Annotated in this window: 16 protein-coding genes; 11 read left to right on the top strand and 5 right to left on the bottom strand. The window is 42.5% G+C overall.

Going from position 1 to position 19,689, the window contains the following annotated elements; genetic code table 11:
- Positions 1-67 precede the first annotated feature (67 nt).
- Positions 68-823, bottom strand: a complete 756-nt coding sequence (locus FRX45_RS06910; RefSeq protein WP_152267680.1) for a Bax inhibitor-1/YccA family protein — start codon at positions 821-823, stop codon at positions 68-70.
- A 107-nt stretch (positions 824-930) separates the two neighbouring features.
- Here FRX45_RS06910 and FRX45_RS06905 point away from each other — a divergent pair, with 107 nt between their 5' ends.
- From FRX45_RS06905 to FRX45_RS06890, 4 genes are all read left to right on the top strand, one after another.
- Entirely contained in the window at positions 931-1,791 is an 861-nt protein-coding gene (locus FRX45_RS06905) for an inositol monophosphatase family protein (protein ID WP_226805047.1), read from the top strand.
- A 69-nt stretch (positions 1,792-1,860) separates the two neighbouring features.
- Positions 1,861-2,889, top strand: coding sequence for a thiamine-phosphate kinase (thiL, locus tag FRX45_RS06900; protein WP_152267679.1), 1,029 nt, complete (start codon positions 1,861-1,863; stop codon positions 2,887-2,889).
- 164 nt (positions 2,890-3,053) lie between these two features.
- Positions 3,054-4,556: a S41 family peptidase gene (locus FRX45_RS06895; protein ID WP_152267678.1), complete on the top strand. Its 1,503-nt coding sequence runs from the start codon at positions 3,054-3,056 to the stop codon at positions 4,554-4,556.
- Between the two features lie 282 nt (positions 4,557-4,838).
- The gene (locus FRX45_RS06890; RefSeq protein ID WP_152267677.1) at positions 4,839-6,380 is read left to right on the top strand and encodes a T9SS type A sorting domain-containing protein; all 1,542 of its coding nucleotides are present in this window, start codon (positions 4,839-4,841) and stop codon (positions 6,378-6,380) included.
- 176 nt (positions 6,381-6,556) lie between these two features.
- Here the strand turns inward: FRX45_RS06890 and nagA are convergent, their stop codons facing one another.
- The 3 genes from nagA to FRX45_RS06875 all read right to left on the bottom strand — a co-directional run bounded on the left by nagA (position 6,557) and on the right by FRX45_RS06875 (position 9,222).
- Positions 6,557-7,660, bottom strand: coding sequence for an N-acetylglucosamine-6-phosphate deacetylase (gene nagA / locus FRX45_RS06885; protein ID WP_152267676.1), 1,104 nt, complete (start codon positions 7,658-7,660; stop codon positions 6,557-6,559).
- An 18-nt stretch (positions 7,661-7,678) separates the two neighbouring features.
- Positions 7,679-8,491, bottom strand: coding sequence for an amidohydrolase (locus FRX45_RS06880; protein WP_152267675.1), 813 nt, complete (start codon positions 8,489-8,491; stop codon positions 7,679-7,681).
- 74 nt (positions 8,492-8,565) lie between these two features.
- Positions 8,566-9,222 carry a response regulator gene (locus FRX45_RS06875; RefSeq protein WP_152267674.1) on the bottom strand — a complete coding sequence of 219 codons (657 nt, stop codon included), beginning with the start codon at positions 9,220-9,222 and terminating at the stop codon, positions 8,566-8,568.
- 343 nt (positions 9,223-9,565) lie between these two features.
- On the opposite strand from FRX45_RS06875, the gene FRX45_RS06870 reads away from it, so the two are divergent.
- Positions 9,566-10,810, top strand: a complete 1,245-nt coding sequence (locus tag FRX45_RS06870; protein WP_152267673.1) for an OmpA family protein — start codon at positions 9,566-9,568, stop codon at positions 10,808-10,810.
- 290 nt (positions 10,811-11,100) lie between these two features.
- On the opposite strand, the gene FRX45_RS06865 is transcribed toward FRX45_RS06870, so the two are convergent.
- The gene (locus FRX45_RS06865; RefSeq protein WP_152267672.1) at positions 11,101-11,397 is read right to left on the bottom strand and encodes a hypothetical protein; all 297 of its coding nucleotides are present in this window, start codon (positions 11,395-11,397) and stop codon (positions 11,101-11,103) included.
- 122 nt (positions 11,398-11,519) lie between these two features.
- Here FRX45_RS06865 and FRX45_RS06860 point away from each other — a divergent pair, with 122 nt between their 5' ends.
- The 6 genes from FRX45_RS06860 (at position 11,520) to FRX45_RS06835 (ending at position 19,643) form a co-directional block, all read left to right on the top strand.
- A complete protein-coding gene (locus FRX45_RS06860) occupies positions 11,520-12,443 on the top strand; it encodes a PfkB family carbohydrate kinase (protein WP_152267671.1) in 924 nt (307 codons plus the stop codon).
- 90 nt (positions 12,444-12,533) lie between these two features.
- Positions 12,534-13,070, top strand: coding sequence for a gamma carbonic anhydrase family protein (locus FRX45_RS06855; protein ID WP_152267670.1), 537 nt, complete (start codon positions 12,534-12,536; stop codon positions 13,068-13,070).
- Between the two features lie 268 nt (positions 13,071-13,338).
- Complete coding sequence (gene gcvT / locus FRX45_RS06850; RefSeq protein ID WP_152267669.1) at positions 13,339-14,454, top strand: glycine cleavage system aminomethyltransferase GcvT; 1,116 nt, start codon at positions 13,339-13,341, stop codon at positions 14,452-14,454.
- Between the two features lie 25 nt (positions 14,455-14,479).
- The gene (locus FRX45_RS06845; protein WP_152267668.1) at positions 14,480-14,953 is read left to right on the top strand and encodes an SRPBCC family protein; all 474 of its coding nucleotides are present in this window, start codon (positions 14,480-14,482) and stop codon (positions 14,951-14,953) included.
- A 63-nt stretch (positions 14,954-15,016) separates the two neighbouring features.
- The gene (locus tag FRX45_RS06840; RefSeq protein ID WP_152267667.1) at positions 15,017-15,769 is read left to right on the top strand and encodes a 2-phosphosulfolactate phosphatase; all 753 of its coding nucleotides are present in this window, start codon (positions 15,017-15,019) and stop codon (positions 15,767-15,769) included.
- Positions 15,770-15,878: 109 nt separating this feature from the next.
- A complete protein-coding gene (locus FRX45_RS06835; RefSeq protein WP_152267666.1) occupies positions 15,879-19,643 on the top strand; it encodes a DEAD/DEAH box helicase in 3,765 nt (1,254 codons plus the stop codon).
- Positions 19,644-19,689: the final 46 nt, after the last annotated feature.

The raw sequence follows: 19,689 nt of genomic DNA, 5'->3' as shown, positions 1-19,689 counted from the left end.
CCGCCACTCCTGCGAGCAGCGGTTTGTAAATTTTGTATAAAAAATAAAATCTCTTTAGAGGGGCACCTTATTTCCTGCTGTTCAGTTTCGCCAGTAATCTTAATATTTCAAGATAGAGCCATACAATGGTAACCAATAAGCCAAAAGCGCCATACCATTCCATAAACTTAGGGGCGCCCGCATCGGAACCACGCTCAATCATATCAAAATCCAGTATCAGGTTAAGGGCGGCAATAGCCACAACAAACAATGAAAAAATAATTCCAAATGTGCTGCCCTGGTGAATAAAAGGAATATCTATGCTAAAAAAACGAAGTACAATAGAAATGAGGTAAAAAATGGCGATACCTGCGGTTGCTGTTATAATAACCGATTTAAAAGTTTCGGTAGCGCGGATTATGCGCATATTGTACAAAATAAACATGGCAATGGCTACGCCAAACGTTAACCCAACGGCCTGGGTAATAATAAAAGGAGCTGTTGTTTCAAAAGCATGATTATAATAAGCCGATATAGCGCCTACAAACAGCCCTTCCAGTAAAGCGTATGCAGGAGCCAGAAAAGGAGCCCATGTTTTTTTGAAAACGATCACCAGTGCCACAACCAACCCGCCTATAGCGCCGCCCCACATGTAAGGCGTTACATCTACCCCTTTACCAAAGCTGTACCAGCTAAAAAAAGCAGTAGCCATAACCATTAAAAAGAGGAAACCAAATTTATTCAATGTTCCTCTTACGGTCATAACATCCTCACGGTCTGCCGTTAATGTTGATTTGAACATTTTTTCACTAAGGGTGGGATTACCGGATTTAAATAATTCCATATGTATGTGTTTAGGTTTGTGGGTAAAGATAACTCTTTTTTGAAGTTTTGATTTTCCTCCAAAGTTAATTTTATCAATAGATAGCTAAAAATTGCCCCGGCTGGCTGATGATAAAACACAGAAGGCTTTCTGTTGGCTTTTTATATGCGAAAGCAGATGTACATACACATTTTCCAAGTTGTTATCTTTGCGCCATGTTAAAACCAACTTTATTAGAGGCTGCCGAAGCGGCGGGCACCATTATGCGGGATTCGTTTAACGGCACATTCAAAATTTCCAACAAAGAGGGGATCAATAACTTAGTGACAGAAATAGACCATGCGTCCGAAAAAGCCATTATTGATATTATCAAGAAAAGTTATCCCGGTCATTTTATCCTGAGTGAAGAGATTGGGGAAATTGTTATGGATTCCGCTTATAAATGGATCATTGACCCTATAGACGGAACGGTTAATTACGCCAATGGTATTCCGCTTTGCTGTGTAAGCATAGGTATAGAACACGAAGGGAAAATGATACTGGGAGTGGTATACAATCCCTTTATAAATGAACTTTTCGTGGCCGAAAAAAGCAGGGGTGCAACCCTGAACGATAAACCTATCCGTGTAAGCTCAAAGCCCGACCTGGCCAGTTCCTGCCTGGTTACCGGCTTTCCATATAGTCTTTTAGATGAGCCAAACGGCCCGTTAGATGTTTTTAATGGCCTGATCCGGAAAGGTATCCCGGTGAGGCGTTTAGGTTCTGCAGCCATTGACCTGTGCTGGGTAGCTGCTGGCAGGTTCGATGGTTTTTATGAACACAAGTTACAGGCATGGGACAGTGCTGCTGGTTTTTTAATGGTAGAAGAGGCCGGGGGAAAGATCACAGACTTTAGCAACAACTACTATTCTCCTTACCAACCGCAGATACTGGCTACCAACGGAAAAATACATGATGCGTTGTTAGCCTGCATAAACGGAACTCAATAATATTAACCAGGGTGAAAAACAGGGCGCACCTGCATTTCATCATTCACTTTTTACGCTTAATCTTTTTTCATGTCATCACGTACAGAAATAGCATCGCTTGGCGAATTTGGTTTGATTGATCATCTCACCCAAAACAATGAAACACATCATGCCTCCACTGTATTAAGCATAGGCGATGATGCCGCGGTGCTGGATCATTTTGGTAAACAGATTGTAGTAACCACCGATCTGCTGATAGAAGGCGTTCATTTTGATATGGTATATACACCGCTCACGCATTTGGGATACAAAAGTGTAGTGGTAAACATCAGCGATGTATATGCTATGAATGCCACTCCCTCGCAAATTACCCTGAGCATAGGCATCAGCAACCGCTTTAGTGTGGAAGCTCTGGAAGAATTTTACGAAGGCGTATACGCTGCATGTGAAAAGTATAATGTAGACCTTGTAGGAGGAGATACCACCACTTCCAATAAAGGATTCATTATAAGCGTTACGGCAATTGGCGAAGTGGCGCCCGATCGCTTTGTAAAACGCGATGGCGCCAAAAAAGGCGACCTGGTTTGTGTGAGCGGCGATTTGGGGGCGGCTTATCTGGGATTATTGCTGATGGAAAGAGAGAAAAAAATATTCATGGAAAGCCCTTCCGTACAACCCGACCTGGAAAGCCAGGATTATATTTTACGCAGGTTATTGAAGCCTGAAGCAAGAAAAGATATCATCAGTTTTTTTGAAGAGAACGATATACTTCCTACCAGCATGATGGATATAAGCGATGGGCTGAGCAGTGAAATATTACATATTTGTAAACAAAGCAACGTGGGTTGTGTACTGCATGAAGATAAAATTCCTGTTGACGAAGCATCGCGGCAGTTTGCTTTTAAGCTTGACCTTGACCCTACTGCCTGCGCATTAAGCGGTGGCGAAGATTATGAATTGCTTTTTACCATTAAGCAGGAGGACTACGATAAAATTGTGCTGAATGAGCAGATCAGTGTAATTGGCTATATTACAGAACCGTCCGAAGGCAGCCATATAATAACCCGGTCGGGCAACAAACACGCTTTAACCGCGCAGGGCTGGAATGCGTTTAAGTAGGTTGCAGGTCTCAGGCATGAGGTATGAGGGTGAAGAGCCGCCAACAACAGGATGTCCCCTGCAACTTGTAACCTGAGACTTGCAACCATCTCCCCATTTCTCACATTTCCCCCATTCTCACATTTTTCCCCTCCGTTTGGATTTTGGATTTTATTTTTACCGGTATGGCAAACAGGTCTAAGCATGGTTTACTATTATCTGTCCTTATAATATTCGCGGCAAGTTGTGGAACCACCAGGAAAATGATGGATCCGGCTAAAAAATTTCCGGCCGAAGCTTTGCGTAAAGATTATGCCCTGCTTCGCGAAATAATGGAGGAGTTTCACCCCGCCCTGTATTGGTATACGCCAAAAGACAGCATGGATTATTATTTCGATAAATACTACAATGCCATTACAGATTCTATGACCCGGCAGCAGTTTGGCTTTACCATACTTGCCCCTTTAACTACCAGAGTGCACTGCGGACATACCAGTTTTAATTATCCACGGGCATACAGCAGGCGCCAGCGTGAGCATGCACAACCCTCTTTTCCGCTGTTCATGAAAATATGGCCCGATACCATGGTGCTTACTTCCAACCTCAATAAAAAAGACAGTACTTTAAAAAGCGGCACATTAATTACCCGCATTAACGGGCTTGATGTGCAGCAACTGGCAGATACGCTATTTCAGTTTATGCCAACAGACGGCTATGCAGAGAACGTGAATTATATACGGCTCAGCGCGGCATTTCCATATTATCACCGCAACATTATGGGCTTGTCGAAGAAATATACAGTTGAATATACAGACAGCACAGGCACTGAAAGAACAGATACCGTTGCATTATTTGATCCGGCTACCGACAGCCTGGCAAGAAACTTTATACGAAACAGGAACAAACAAATTGACCCGGAAGAGAAGCCGGCGAAATGGGAGAATTTTCGATCGCTGAAAATGGATACTACCCATTCACTGGCTATAATGACTGTACACAGTTTTGGAAGCAAGGGAAGACTGCCTTCTTTTTTTAGAAAAAGCTTCAGGCAACTCCGGAAAAAAAATATTCCCAACTTAGTTATTGACCTGCGCACCAATGGGGGCGGCAAGGTAAATAACTATACCTCCCTTGCCCGGTATATACGCGATACACCGTTTAAAGTAGCCGATACAGCCACAGCCATGCACAATGGACTGGGGCGGTATAAACGATATTTCAGCTCGGGATGGCTCAATTCGATGATCCTCTTTTTTACCACCACTAAAAAGGAAGATGGCAGGTATCATTTCAGGTACTGGGAAAACCATGTATTCCATCCCCGGGAAAAAAATCATTATAAAGGGAAGGTTTTTGTATTGATCAACGGACCCACATTTTCGGCTTCCACTTTATTTTCACATGCCGTAAAAGGACAGTCCAATGTATTGCTTGTGGGTGAAGAAGCCGGCGGCGGAGCGCATGGCAACAGCGGTATACTTATTCCGGATGTGGTATTGCCTGAAACCAAAATGAAGGTGAGGATGCCTTTATTCAGGCTGGTGCAATATCATCATGTGTCAAAAGACGGAAGGGGCGTTATGCCCGACATTTATGTGCCGCCTACGGTTGAAAATATAAGGAAGGGCAGAGATGGCAAAATGGATAAGGTGATAGAGATCATAAAAGATTCATCTGCAATACAATAAATACAGCGGGTACTAACGGATAAGCATACCTTACAGGAACCTTGCCGGAGATAATGCAATAATAACACAGTCCTTTCTTTTTTTATCCTTATATAATTATTACTTTAGCAATCTGATTATCCCGATCGAATCCCTTATCCCAATGTCTTACTTCTAATCTTACACTATCACAGCATGTAGCTGTATTAAATTTAACATCAAGTCAATCCCTATATAAGAACCTCCGTTACCTGCGGCCTCTACCTCTGTTTACAAAAGGAAACTTTAAAGTAATTATATAAAATGCGTATCATTTTTATTGCGCTTTTGCTGTGCTTTACAGCAAGCTACTCCCTTCGTGCACAGGATGTGCCGGGTTGTATGGATCCATTGGCTAATAACTATGAGCCATCGGCCACGGTTAATAATGGTTCATGCACATATGGTACTACAAGCGGTTCTCTTACTAAAAAAGCCGATCTTTCCTCAACGCTTGCAGAAATAAGCGGTATGATCCATATTAATGGTAAATTGTATGCGCTGAATGATGGAGGGAATGCCCATGCTATTTATGTGCTGGATTCAACAAGCGGCGCTATTGATCAAACAATTACATTAGAAAGTACCACCAATGTTGACTGGGAAGACCTTACAACAGACGGGACCTATATATATGTGGGTGATTTTGGGAATAATGCTAACGGAGCCAGAACCGATCTTAAATTTTACCGGGTTCCTGTGCAAAGCATTGCAGATATTACCGGAACCACGGGTACGGTGCCTGCGGCAGATATAGAAACCATCAATTTCAGGTATGAAGATCAGCCCGATCCTCCCAGCCCGGTAGGAGCCAATTCTACTCCTTTTGATTGCGAAGCGGTGATTTATCATAATGGCATGTTGCACTTGTTTACTAAAAATTGGGATGGTAACGGTAGCAAACATTATACATTACCTGCTACACCAGGAACGCATGTCGCCACATACCTTGAGAGTTTCAGTACGGGAGCCTTAATTACAAGCGCTACAAAAGCCAATGATAATATTGTTGTTTTGTTGGGTAGCAACATATTTTCGTACGGCGCCATTTGGATGATCTCCGGCTTTTCGGATATGAATTCTTTATTTACTACAGGCAACAAAAGAAGTATTAGCCTTACAAATGGCGGATACCAGCTTGAAAGTATCACCGCTGTTAACCAAACCCGTGTTTTAATTGCCAATGAAAATTTCATCTCAGGAGAAGAGCAAAGTTTATACGGATTAAACACCGATGCCTGGACAGCCCAATACGTCCTCCCCTTCGGCATTGCCAATTTCACATCGCGCATCAGCACTAACGAAGTAGTGCTTACCTGGGAATATAGTGAAGCCGGCGCTGCCTATTTTGAAGTGGAAGCTTCTGATAATGGCAACGGAGCATACAGGTCTATAGGCAAAGTGTACAACACGAATACCGGCTCCCAACTGTTCCGTTTTACAGATAAAGAACCCCTGGTATCCGCACAGAGATTTTACCGGGTTAAGATCATTTCACCCGATGGAAAATATACATACAGTAAAACACTGAGCGTAAAGGATAGCAGCAATATGCAATTCAATTTGATTGTGGCGCCCAATCCTTTCAGGGATAAATTAGACATCAGCTTTTACAGCGACAAACGCCAACCCGTTCAGTTCAGCATCACAGATATGCACGGAAGAACACTAATGCTTAAGCAATTGCAGTGCACACCCGGCAGGTACAGCTATATGATGGATGGATTACAGGGCCTAAGCAATGGCGTTTATTTTTTAACAGCCAGAACTCCGGGTAATAACTATGTTCGGAAGATTGTAAGGTAATGACACTGAACGTCATTTACGAGACCCTGAACTGATCCAAAATGATGCGCGATCATTTTTAAGGGTCGAAGAGTAATCCCCAATGGCGGAGGTGGATTATCTTTCCTGCATCAGGGCGACAGGCTGTGGGTTCCGTGCCGGGCTTATTATGGAGGGTTCCGGCGTTGGACAAATTATCAGGCAGTAGCCACTTCCTTCACTTCCAGCGCATCATTAAAAACCACGAACTCCGCGGCATAACCTGCTTCTATTTTCCCTAAAGGCACACTGGTTTTTAACAATTGCGCAGGATAGGCAGATGCCATGCGCAATGCTTCTTCAAGAGGTATGCCTGCATGCTGCACCGCATTTTTTACCGCTTGCATCATGGTTAAAGCGGAACCCGAAAGCGTTCCGTTGGGAAGTGTATAACGGTCGCCCTTAAATACATGCTGGTATTCACCTTTAGCGGTTTCGGCAACAGCATCTGTTATAAAGAAGAGGCGGTCACCCATAATTTTTTTGCTGATGCGCAGCGACACAAAATCAACGTGTATCCCATCCGGCACAATACTGCTTTTAACGGTATCATTATTATAAACAGCCCCAACCATTCCCGGCTCCCGGCTTTGGAATGGCGACATAGCATTAAACAAATGTGTAGCAGCGGGAATGCCCAAAGCAAATCCTTTTGTGGCTTCGGCGTAAGTGGCATTGCTATGCCCGGCCGAAACAATAATATCATTGTTAATGAGCAGCCTTATTATTTCCTCATCACATACTTCAGGCGCTATTGTCATCATTTTAAGAACACCTTTACCCTTTTCTAACAGCATGGCTACTTCGTCAATGGTGGGCTTTTTAATGTATTCCAAAACATGCGCTCCTTTTTTTGCAGGATTAAGATAAGGTCCTTCCATATGCAATCCCAGCACGCCTTTGCCGCCTTGTTGCCAGTACTGCTTCACCAGTTCAATGCCTTTCAAAAAATTTTCAATGGTATTGGTGGCCATGGTAAGCATAAACTGTGTACAGCCACCTCCGAGGCAATACCGGTAAGTAGCATCAATAGCACCTGTATTCAATTCGGCCGAAAACAACCAGCCATCGCCACCATAAATCTGCAGGTCAATAAAAGCAGGCGCTATATTAAGTCCGCCAAGGTCTTTAACAACATATGCTTCCCCAATCTCATTTTCATCAACCACTCCTTCAATAACATTATTGTTAACCAGGATGGCTTTGCCCGTTTCCTTTTTATTTCCGGTATAGATGCTGCAGTTCAACCAGGCTGTCTTCATTACATATAATTATGGGGTTCAGGGATCAATTAAAAAGCTATCAGCATCTTTCCAGAAAGGAAATTTCATGCGTACTTCTTCAAGTTTGTCTTTATGCAAAAGGCAGGTAAAAACATCTTCCTTATGCGCTTGCGTATACAGCACTTCACCAAGCGGATCAATAATCATGGAATCGCCGCTATGGTATATATCATTTCCATCGTTTCCTACACGGTTAACGCCCGCCACATAACATTGATTTTCTATAGCCCTGGCCTGGAGCAGTGTTTTCCACGCGTGATTGCGCCGTTCCGGCCAATTGGCCACATAAATAATAAGATCATATTCATTGTGTGTTGCCATTCCGTCTCCCTGCCGGGGAAAATTTCTTTGCCGCACCCAAACCGGAAATCGAAGATCATAACAAACCTGCAGGTTAATCTTCCATCCCTTTACTGAAGCGATGAGCCTTTTTTTTCCGGCAGTATAGCATTGATCTTCCGAAGCATAAGCAAATAAATGCCGTTTATCGTAATAACCATAATTACCATCGGGCAGCATCCATATCATGCGGTTAAAGTAGTTCCCCTCTTCCTCAATAATCACACTGCCGGTGAGGACTACTTTTTTATGTGCAGCCGCCTTTTTCATCCATTCTATAGTAGTGCCATCCATTTTTTCGGCCAAAATCTCCGGGTGCATGCTAAACCCTGTACTGAACATTTCAGGCAGAATAACGATTTCCGTTTTCTCCGGGATAGCATTGATCTTTTCCATTAACATCCGCAGATTGGCTGTTTTATCTTCCCAATGCAACTGGGTTTGAATGATAGTGACAGAAAGTGCCGACATGTTTAATGCATAAAAACCTGCCTCCGTGAAGCAGGAATGAATTGTTATGTAAAATAATTGATTTTTGGCTGGCGTTACGCCATCCCGGCGTTATTAATAAAATTTACAAGTGCCGCCGTATTTTTTAAGTTCAGTTTTTTTAGAATATTGTGCCGGTGAACTTCTACCGTTTTAAGTGTTATGTTTAATTGTTGTGCAATTTCCTTTGAGGATTGCCCCTGTTTAATAAGGTCAATTATTTCTATTTCCCGCTGCGATAAGAGATTAATGTCAGGCTTCTCGTTATCCTCCAGGATTTGTTCGGAAAGGATGGCCTTTACTTCATGGCAGATATATTTGTTGCCGTGTGCCACCTCACTAATGGCGCCAATCATTTCTTCTTTAGAGGAGTTTTTTGTGATATAACCCATAGCGCCAACCTGAAGCATTTTTTTTGCATAGGCGGGTTGGGAATGCATAGAAACACCAATGATCTTTGATTCGGGTGATACTTTCCGGATTTCTTTTGTGGCTTCAAAACCGTTCATCGGGCTCATATTAATATCCATTAATACGATGTTGGGATGATTGTTTTCAGCAAGGCCAATAGCATCTTTCCCGGAATCGGTTTCAGCAATAACCTGAAAGCGCGGATCGCTGTTTAATATAAACGACCAGGTGTCCCTGATCAGTTTATGATCATCAACTATTAAAATAGTAATTTTATCATTCACAGGATTATGTACAAACATATTCGGATAAGGTTTTTACGAATATAAACAGAACTTAAAAACTTTTGATGCAATGGTTGGTTTCAGTGATCATAATATGCAGTAAAGAAACAAAATCAATCTTATAAATATAAAAGATGAATTGGATTTAATTACCCCAATTAAATATCACTGCAAAGATATTTAATATAAAGTAATGCAAACCAATTATTTCGCTGGTCTATCGGCAAATAAACCCTTAACAGATCTAAATTTATACTAAAGTATAAGATGTATTTTTTATACGTTTGCAGTAGCTGCTATTGACGGCACAACATTTTTAACTACTTCGAATCCAAATTGTACACAATTAAATCTAACCACTATGGCATTCAATCTTGTTGATTCTGTTAACAATCTTTTCAGTAATGATCTGATAAGCAAGGCTGCATCTGCGTTTGGAGAGAATGAAGGCGGTATTCAGAAAGCATTAAGCGGAGCGGTACCATCGGTTTTAGCCGGCTTTTTAAACAAAGCAGAAAGTGGTGACGGGGCTCAATCGCTTTTAGATCTCGCTAAACAGGCGGGCAGCAGCGGCCTATTAAGCCATCCCGGAGGATTGTTAGAAGGCAGTGGCGGAACGTTTTCGGGTTTGTTGAGCATGGCGGGCAATTTATTTGGTAATAAATCAGGCACTATTTCCAGCCTTATTTCAGGATTTTCCGGTATTAAGCAATCCTCTGCTTCCTCATTGCTGAATATGGTGGCGCCTGCTGCTTTGGGAAGCCTCGGCAAATATGCTTCAGATAATAATCTTGGCGCTTCGGGGATCGCTTCTTTTTTAGCCTCACAAAAAGATAATATCCTTTCCGCAATTCCTTCCGGTCTCAACCTGGCAGGCGCCTTAGGGCTGAGCAGCCTTTCTGCAATGGCATCAAAGCCAGGTGCTGCTTTGACGGGTGTGGGAGAAAGCAGTGCCCATGTGGTACATCCTGCACAAATCACTGCGAAAAAAAGCAACTGGCTGCTTCCCCTCATCCTGGCAGTGCTGGCTTTTGCCCTGTTGCTTTACTTGTTTAAAAGTTGCGGTAGCGATACAATACAAATACCCGCAGCAGATACTGTTGCTTCGCAGCCAGCCGAAACCCACCCGGCAGCTATGGAGCCGGTTCGTGAATCCATAAAAGTAAAATTACCCGACAATACAGAAATTGACGCCTATAAGGGAGGCATTGAAGATATGCTGGTAACATACCTGCTTTCGAACGATGCTATAAGCAAAGACAAATGGTTTGATTTTGATGATTTGAATTTTGAAACAGGAAGCTCCACTGTTACTGCGGCATCTTCAAAACAGGTAGATAATATCGCAGCTATTTTAAAAGCTTTTCCCTCAGTCAAAATCAAAATAGGCGGCTACACAGATAATACCGGCGATTCAACCGCCAATGTAAAACTATCGCAAGCCAGGGCCGATGCGGTTCTGGAAAAGCTAAAAGCATCGGGAACAGATGTCAAACAGTTAGCAGGGGCCGAAGGTTATGGACCCACGCATTTTGTGGCGCCCAACGACACTGAGGAAAATAAAATCAAAAACAGGCGTATATCCATTAATGTAAGAGAAAAATAAATCTACAAGGCTATGCATTTAGTTTGCCAGGCCTTGCCCTGATTAAATTCCGATTAAATACCAATTACATTTTTTATTGTGCCATAGGTACATTTTGTGGGTAGATGGTTTAATTACAACCGCACCAGACATTACGAAGGAACGTTTGGTGCATTCTTCGGAATATTCTACCCACCACAAGTCCCGCTGAGACTTGATAAAACAATTCACAGCTTTGCTACCATTGATTTTGCGAACTAAATACATAATTCTATAAATCTGTAATCACAATCCGGCAATCAGGCAGCCTTCTACCTTGACGTATTCAATAAATCTTTTACTATTTGCTCCCATTCCTGCTGCAGCGAAACGGCAGGAAATGGCTTACCTGCACGATTATACCAGTACCGGGCATTGGAGGAATCACCTTCCTTGTGGTGCAGGTATGCATGAATCAGTGCAGCTTTGCTGTCATCAATATCCTGTATAATATCATGAGCCTTATCCCAATCTCCCTTAGCATCAAACCACATAGCCTGCAAATAAGCAGATATTATTTCGGGCGGTGAAGGAGCGGTAAGCGTAGAAATAAAATTTTCAAATTCCATATTGCAAAAATAAAACGAATCAATATCTCTGAGGGGGTTAAAAACCCTAAAGTCTTAATTTATTTGACTTAGTTTTGCACGGTTTTAAAACAATGTATTGATCATTTGATAAATGTATAACCATGTCTGTGATAGTTGTTGGATCCATGGCTTTTGATGCAATTGAAACGCCTTTCGGAAAAAGTAATAAAATAGTGGGCGGAGCAGCTACCTATATTGCCTGGAGTGCATCTAATTTCACCAGGCCTGTTCAGCAAATCTCCGTTGTAGGAGGCGATTTTCCGCAGGAGGAACTGGATATGCTGGAGGCCCGGGGAGTGCAGATGGAGGGAGTACAGATAAAAAAAGATAGAAAATCGTTTTTCTGGAGTGGCAGGTATCACATGGATATGAATACACGGGATACCCTTGAAACGCAGTTAAATGTTCTCGGAGATTTTGAACCCATTGTGCCTGACAGTTACCAGGGAGCCGATATTTTAATGCTGGGCAACTTGTCGCCTGCTGTTCAGCTTAGTGTAATAGAACAATTAAAGAAACGTCCTAAACTGATTGTTCTGGATACCATGAATTTTTGGATGGATACTGCGATGACTGAGTTGGAAAAAGTACTTCAAGAGGTGGATGTACTGCTGGTAAACGACAGCGAGGCAAGGCAGTTGAGTGCGCAATATTCTTTGGTGCGGGCTGCCAGGGAGATCATGAAAATGGGACCCAAATTCCTGGTTATAAAAAAAGGGGAGCATGGCGCCCTGCTTTTTCATGGCGATCATGTATTTTTTGCACCGGCCCTGCCGTTAGATGAAGTGTTTGACCCTACCGGCGCCGGAGATACTTTTGCCGGTGGATTTGTTGGTTATTTAGACAGTACCAAAGATTTTTCTTTTGAAGGCATGAAGTCGGCTATTGTTATCGGTTCGGCAATTGCTTCCTTTTGTGTGGAAAAATTTGGCACTACCCGGCTGAAGGAACTCACTAAAAGCAATATTGATGAAAGAGTGCAGCAATTTGTTGAGCTGGTAAATTTTGATATTGCATTGGTATAAGTAGATGGCTTGCATTGGAGAAACCACAAACGAAGCGTTGGCGCATATGCATTATCTCCGGCCCACAAAAAATAAAACAAACGTTTAGCTATGCCATTATTATTGCCCGTAAAGGGAGTATCTCCTGTTTTTGGCCAAAATTGCTATATAGCGCCTAATGCTACAATAGTGGGGGATGTAACAATGGGGGATGACTGCAGCATATGGTTTAATGCGGTGGTAAGAGGCGATGTTAATTCCATCCGCATAGGCAATAAAGTTAATATACAGGATGGGGCCGTGATACATTGCACTTATCAAAAAACAAAAACCATTATCGGAAATAACGTTAGTATTGGTCACAATGCCATTGTGCATGGCTGCACGGTGCACGACAATGTTTTGATTGGTATGGGCGCCATTATAATGGACAATGCCGAAATAGGAAGCCATTCCATTATTGCGGCGGGAGCTGTAATATTAGAAGGCGTAAAAGTAGAAGCAGGTTCCATTTATGCAGGCGTACCTGCAAAAAAAGTGAAGAATGTACCGGAGGAACTGATCAGTGGAGAAATTAACCGCATTGCTAACAATTATCTTATGTACAGCAATTGGTTTAAGGAAGAGGGGGAAGGCGGTAAGGAGTAAGGAAGAGGGAGGGGATGCAGGGTGCAGGTTACAAGTTGCAGGGAAAGGGCAGGTTGCAGGGATGTGCCGGTCGCTTATGCAGCAGCGGGTTTGCAGTAAATATGATACTATTGTCAACTTAACAATATCTGACGTATTCACTGTGAAGAGAATAAGGGGTATGGTATAAGGTATGTGAACAGGCAATAGATGATTTAAACCTTTCACTATTCACCTCTCACTTTTCAAGATAACATGCAGACTAACATTATTTTAATATTCGATTTTCATGAAACAAACAGCTTTTACAGCAAAACATATTGCTGCCGGTGCCAAAATGGCTGAGTTTGCAGGGTACAATATGCCTATCAGCTATACAGGAATTAATGATGAACATGCTGCCGTACGTAACAATGCCGGTGTTTTTGACGTTAGCCATATGGGGGAGTTTATATTTAAAGGTGAAGGAGCTTTGGATCTCATTCAGCGGGTAACCACCAATGACGCATCAAAACTTACTGCCGGCAAAATACAATACAGTTGCCTGACTAACGAAAATGGTGGAATTATTGACGACCTGCTGATATATTGTATCGAATACAATAAAGTATATATGCTGGTGGTTAATGCTTCTAATATTGAAAAAGACTGGGACTGGATCAGTCATCATAATACCGGGAATGTGGAAATGCACAATATTTCGGATAAGACCTGCCTTTTGGCAGTACAGGGTCCCAATGCGGCTAAAATGCTGCAACCGCTTACGGAACTGGATATATTGAACCTGAAATATTACAATTTCATAAAAGGCAAATTTGCGGGTATAGACAATGTGCTGATCAGCGCCACGGGTTATACCGGGGCCGGTGGTGTGGAAATATACTTTGAGAACCTGCCTGCCGGTAGGCAGGGTAAAGAGGGTAATGCAGACACGGTATGGAATGCCCTGTTTGAGATAGGCGGCCCAATGGGCTTAAAACCTATAGGGCTCGGCGCAAGAGACACCCTTCGCTTAGAGATGGGCTATTGTTTGTATGGAAATGATATTGATGATTTTACAACACCGTTAGAAGCAGGTTTGGGCTGGATCACCAAATTTACCAAATCCTTTACGGCAAGTGAGTATCTTCAAAAACAGAAGGCAGCGGGCGCCGACAAAAAATTAGTAGGCTTTGAAATGACGGATAGGGGCATTCCGCGCCATGATTACCGGATTAAGGATGCAGAAGGAAACTTAATTGGCAGGGTAACATCCGGTACGCAGTCTCCTACCTTAGGACGGGCCATTGGGATGGGATATGTAACAACCGAATTTGCGGATATAGACAGTGAAGTGTATATTGAAGTAAGAGATAAACTGCTAAAGGCGAAAGTAGTAAAACTGCCTTTTGTGCAACAAACATAATGCTTATAAAAACCTTTAATATCCCATGAACTCCATTCATCTTACCACATTCATTAAGGCCCCTGTTGAACGGGTATTTGATCTTTGCCGCAATACCACCGTGTATAAAAAAGCGCTGGAAGGCAGAAATGAAAGTTTATCTGCAAGCGCTGCCGGAATATTGGTAAACGCCGGCGATACGATTACGCTTTCTGCCAAACATTTGGGCAAAACCAGGATGATAACCGCAAGGGTGCTGGAGATGAATATTCCCGAAAAATTTGTGGAAGAACAGGTAAAGGGGGATTTAAAAAGTTTCAGGCATGAGCATCATTTTAAACCAGTTGAAAACGGCACTTTGGTCATTGATCTCATTGAAATGGAAGAACCCAGGGATGCCGTTGGCGGCATGCTGGGAAAGCTTTTCATGAAAAATTATTTTGAAGCTTTGCTGAACAAACGCAATGCGCTGGTAAAACTTTATGCCGAATCGGAAAAGTGGCGTGCCGTAATGGGCTGATCTTTTATGTAAATCCCGCTTTCTTTCAGATATTTGCAGCTTTCGCGACAGCGTGGTTTTACTATGAACGGAAACAAACCTGCATTACATACGGCGCTTTCGCCTTCCATGCTGCATCTTTACGATGCAAACAATACTATTGTTGTAATCATTGATGTTTTGCGGGCTACTTCTACTATCGCCACGGCATTATACAATGGCGCCAGTTATGTTGTGCCTGTAGATACGGTGGCCGGGTGCATAGAATTAGGCAAGGAGCCCGGTACGGTTACTGCCGGAGAGCGGGATGGAAAAATAGCTGAAGGACTGCAATATGGAAACTCTCCATTCGAATATCCCCGTACGTTCATTGAAAATAAAATACTTATACTTACCACTACCAATGGTACCCGGCTTTTATATATGGCGCTTGAAAAAGGCGCAAAAAATATTATTACAGGTTCCTTCCCTAATTTATCAGCCGTGGCCACCCACCTCATTGCACAAAAACAAAATGTGGTATTAGCCTGTGCTGCATGGAAAGACAGGATAAACCTGGAAGATACCCTGTTTGCCGGAGCGGTTATTGACAGGGTAAAAGGATATTTTAATATCAACTGCGATTCTTCCACTATAGCACATACGCTTTATACGGAAGCAAAAGCGGATATTTATCAGTTTGTTAAAAACAAGCAGGCTTCGCATTACCTGCGGCTAAGCAGCTATGGACTGGAAAAGGACATACAGTACTGTCTTTCTCCGGATGTTGCAGATATACTGCCTGTATACGCCGAAGGGAAGCTGGCAGTAGCATTCAACGGACATTCCCGGCCATAAAATATTATGCCTTCCTTTTTGACTTAGCCATCTACTGAGCTTTTTTTTGTAATTTCGCCAATTAGCCTTTTCTGAACGATGGGCTTGAATTACTGAATTTTTCTCAAGCATGGCTTTACCACATCTTATTAAGTTTGTATATAATAATGGCACAGATGAAGTGATCCGCAGGGGTAAAAAAATCCATTCTATTGGCTACGTTGAATTAATAGAACACGATGACCTGCTGGGTTCGGTTACCTTTAGAGTAAAGGATGACAGTTATGCCACTTTTTACAAAGTATATGTCCAAAAATATAAAGACCCCAAAGGTCTGTCGGTTCGCTGTACCTGTCCGTACAATTTGGGGGATATTTGTCGCCATGAAACAGCAGCTTTACTCCAGTTGCAGGAACTGTTAGATAAAAATGTGCTCGGTGAAAAAGATGTACTGTATCACCAGCGCCATACCGTCATAAAAATGAGGGATATTGAACTTAAAAGCATCAGGCTGCTGAGTTCGCCCGATATTTATACTGAAGCCGAAAAAATACTTCAAAAACAAAAGGCGAATATCATAAGTGCGGCAAACGAAAGAGTAGAAGCAAGCCTGGTATACAATGGCGAATCCTTCCCTTTGGTAATACAAAAAAATGAGGAAAGAAATTTTGACACTTCCTGCAAGTGCGATGAACAGGAACATCCGCTTTGTGTACATAAAGTGGCCCTGTTCCTGCAATTGCTCAATGCCTACGGCCCTTATTATTTTGACTCTATCCGTAACTGGGATAAGCAAAAAAATAAATTGCTGGAAGCATATGGCTATTCGCTGGATGATGACCTGACGGGGAAGTTTGAATTTACCTATAAAGACGGGAAGCCTTTTTTGCGGGTGCTTGATGCTTCTATTAAAAGAGCGGATCCTGTATCCGGTGGATTGCTCAAATCCCGCACTGCTGTTCCTGAACAGGAACCGGTAATAGCTGAAGAAGAAGTTCCGCTGCCCGCTGAAAATACCAACCGCATTGGCGTAGTATTTAATGAAACAAAAGGAGTATACCCTTACTTTGGACTGGATGCCATTAGCGGTGAAATAAATGACAGTGGTATAAGTTTTAGCGGCAAAATTGAAAAGCTTGATATTGCAAAGTTTGTAAATGCAGATCAGTATACAGACCAGGATAAACAACTGCTGCAGCAAATCCGTAAACTGAACGAAACTGAAGTAAATAAATATGTGAGCCGCAATTCCCCTTTTTCGGGGATCTGGGAAAACATTATCCATCATGAAGACGATGATCTTCCCGAAGAAACCAAATCCCTGATCACGGAGTACTGGTATCCTAAACTGCTTAAATTGTTTAACGAACAAAAAGATAACCCGCTCATCTATTTTTTACCACACCGGAAAAGTTTCATTACATCCAATCTCCTTCCGGTTCAGCTATCTGATGAAACAGCAACACCCGTTTTTCATGTAAATACCCAAAAAACAAAAGTGGAAATAGCCTGTTATGTGCAGGTAAACGGGGCTGAAGTGCCTTTACAGGAAAACGAATGGAACAGTTATATGGTTTTTAAGTATGCGGATACTTTTTATAACTGGAGCAGGCAGGAAGATATAATGGAAATTGAAAGGTTTGCCCAAAAGGAGAACCAGCTTATTGAGGGGGAAGATTGGCCCGATTACCTGAAAAAAATTATTATCCCGCTAACAAAAGATTATAAAGTACGGTTTGCCGAAAACCTTGTCCAGGAAGTAAAGGATGGCGATCCGGAAGTGAAAGTACTGCTGCAGGAAAAAGGAGATTACCTGTTGTTTGTACCTGTATTTTCCTACAAAGGCTTTGAAACACGGTTTAATGCAAAAGATATCATTACGCTGCCGATAAACGATAAAGTGCTGGAAATTCACAGGAACCGGCAGGTGGAGTTACAATTTATAAAAAAGTTAGAAAGTCTTCATTCCAATTTCATTCATCCCGAAGGTGCGGCCACACTGGCTTTAAAAGGTGCGGATGTTTTAAAGAACAACTGGTTCTTTTTGTTTGTTGACAGCATGAAAGAAATGAATGTGCCGGTAGTGGGTTTTGATGTGCTGAAAAACTTTCGCTTTAATACAGCCCGTCCTTCTACTGAAATTCATATCAGCAGTGGCATGGACTGGTTCGATGCCAAAGTAAAAGTAGTGTTTGACGGCCAGCAGGTAAGCATAGACGAAATTAAAAGAGCGCTGGTTAATAAACAGCAGTTTGTTCAGCTTAATGATGGCACACTGGGCATATTACCCGAGGGCTGGCTAAAAAAGTACTCACTCCTGTTCAGAGTAGGTGAAGGCAAGAATAATTCTTTGCGTCTTTCAAAATACCATCTCAGTGTAATAGATGAATTGTATGAAGAAAGGAATGAAGCCGAAGTTTTAATAGAACTGGAAGAGAAATACAACAGGCTGAGAGGATTTAACCGCATTAAAGAAATTGACCCGCCTCCAAGACTGGAACATATTTTACGTCCATACCAGGTAGCGGGTTATCACTGGCTTAATTATTTGAGCGAGGTAGGCTGGGGTGGCATTTTAGCCGATGATATGGGCTTGGGTAAAACAGTACAGGCCTTATCATTTTTACAATTTTACCGCGATACCCATGATTCACTGAAGGCCATAGTGGTTTGCCCCACCACCCTGATGTTCAACTGGGAAAATGAAATAAAAAAATTCACCCCTGATCTTACCTATCACATTCATCATGGTGGAGACAGGGGCCGGAATAAAGAAGTTTTTAATGCCTATAACGTTATTATCACAACTTATGGCACTTTGCGCAGCGATATTAAGTTGCTTACGGAAATGCATTTTGATTACGTTATTCTTGATGAATCGCAGGCTATTAAAAACCCGCAGAGCAAGGTAACCAAAGCTGCCGGCCTGCTGTTATCAAAAAACCGGCTTTGCCTGAGCGGTACGCCCCTGCAGAATAATACATTTGATATTTATGCGCAGATGAATTTTTTGAATCCGGGCATGCTCGGCAGTGTTGAATATTTCCGGAATGAATTTGCTACTCCTATTGATAAATTTGGAGAGCAGGACAGGAAAGAACATTTAAAAAAGCTGCTGTATCCATTTATCCTGCGCCGCACCAAAGAACAGGTGGCAAAAGATCTTCCCGAAAAAACAGAAACGATCCTGTTTTGCGAAATGCAGACCGAGCAAAGAGAAATTTACGAAGCTTTCCGCAACGACTACCGGAATAAGATATTAGGCGTAATCAGTGAACAAGGGATTGAGCGTTCGCAGCTAACCATTTTGCAGGGGTTAATGAAGCTGCGACAGATCTGCGACTCCCCCGCAATTATGAATGAACCGGAAAAATATCCCAATCATTCCATCAAGCTGGAAGAAATAGCGAGAGAGATCACCGAAAATATAAGCAATCATAAGGCGCTCGTTTTTTCACAGTTCCTGGGTATGTTGGCCCTGATCAAGGAAAAACTTAAAGCACTGGAAGTGCCCTTTGAATATTTCGACGGAAGCACTCCGGCACACGAAAGAGAAAAGGCCATCAACCGTTTTCAGAACGATGATACCTGCAGGGCATTTTTAATTTCTCTTAAAGCCGGTGGCGTGGGATTGAATCTTACCGCGGCTGATTATGTATATATCGTGGATCCCTGGTGGAACCCTGCCGTAGAACAGCAGGCTATTGACCGTACACACCGTATTGGACAAACGAAAAACATTTTTGCCTATCGTATGATATGCAAAGACACCATTGAGGATAAGATCCTGCAATTGCAGGAGAAAAAGCGTTCTTTAGCGCGAGATCTGATCGCAGACGATAACACTTTCGTCAAGAGCCTTTCGAGGGATGATGTGGAATATCTTTTCAGTTGATGAGCGGTTGGTCGGGTATCAGCCGTCAGCTATCAGCATCAGAATG

Source organism: Agriterribacter humi (assembly GCF_009192765.1).
GTDB lineage: Bacteria > Bacteroidota > Bacteroidia > Chitinophagales > Chitinophagaceae > Agriterribacter > Agriterribacter humi.
The sequence above is the reverse complement of the archived record's forward strand: the minus strand, read 5'-3'. Positions and strand labels throughout refer to the sequence as shown.

Excerpts from the sequence above, each read along its gene's own strand:
- nagA (WP_152267676.1), bottom strand. The coding sequence starts at position 7,660 with ATGAAGACAGCCTGGTTGAACTGCAGCATCTATACCGGAAATAAAAAG.
- FRX45_RS06905 (WP_226805047.1), top strand. The coding sequence starts at position 931 with ATGATAAAACACAGAAGGCTTTCTGTTGGCTTTTTATATGCGAAAGCA.
- FRX45_RS06880 (WP_152267675.1), bottom strand. The coding sequence starts at position 8,491 with ATGTCGGCACTTTCTGTCACTATCATTCAAACCCAGTTGCATTGGGAA.
- FRX45_RS06845 (WP_152267668.1), top strand. The coding sequence starts at position 14,480 with ATGAACTCCATTCATCTTACCACATTCATTAAGGCCCCTGTTGAACGG.
- FRX45_RS06860 (WP_152267671.1), top strand. The coding sequence starts at position 11,520 with ATGTCTGTGATAGTTGTTGGATCCATGGCTTTTGATGCAATTGAAACG.
- FRX45_RS06835 (WP_152267666.1), top strand. The coding sequence starts at position 15,879 with ATGGCTTTACCACATCTTATTAAGTTTGTATATAATAATGGCACAGAT.
- FRX45_RS06895 (WP_152267678.1), top strand. The coding sequence starts at position 3,054 with ATGGCAAACAGGTCTAAGCATGGTTTACTATTATCTGTCCTTATAATA.
- FRX45_RS06875 (WP_152267674.1), bottom strand. The coding sequence starts at position 9,222 with ATGTTTGTACATAATCCTGTGAATGATAAAATTACTATTTTAATAGTT.
- thiL (WP_152267679.1), top strand. The coding sequence starts at position 1,861 with ATGTCATCACGTACAGAAATAGCATCGCTTGGCGAATTTGGTTTGATT.
- FRX45_RS06865 (WP_152267672.1), bottom strand. The coding sequence starts at position 11,397 with ATGGAATTTGAAAATTTTATTTCTACGCTTACCGCTCCTTCACCGCCC.
- FRX45_RS06910 (WP_152267680.1), bottom strand. The coding sequence starts at position 823 with ATGGAATTATTTAAATCCGGTAATCCCACCCTTAGTGAAAAAATGTTC.
- FRX45_RS06870 (WP_152267673.1), top strand. The coding sequence starts at position 9,566 with ATGGCATTCAATCTTGTTGATTCTGTTAACAATCTTTTCAGTAATGAT.
- gcvT (WP_152267669.1), top strand. The coding sequence starts at position 13,339 with ATGAAACAAACAGCTTTTACAGCAAAACATATTGCTGCCGGTGCCAAA.
- FRX45_RS06890 (WP_152267677.1), top strand. The coding sequence starts at position 4,839 with ATGCGTATCATTTTTATTGCGCTTTTGCTGTGCTTTACAGCAAGCTAC.
- FRX45_RS06855 (WP_152267670.1), top strand. The coding sequence starts at position 12,534 with ATGCCATTATTATTGCCCGTAAAGGGAGTATCTCCTGTTTTTGGCCAA.
- FRX45_RS06840 (WP_152267667.1), top strand. The coding sequence starts at position 15,017 with ATGAACGGAAACAAACCTGCATTACATACGGCGCTTTCGCCTTCCATG.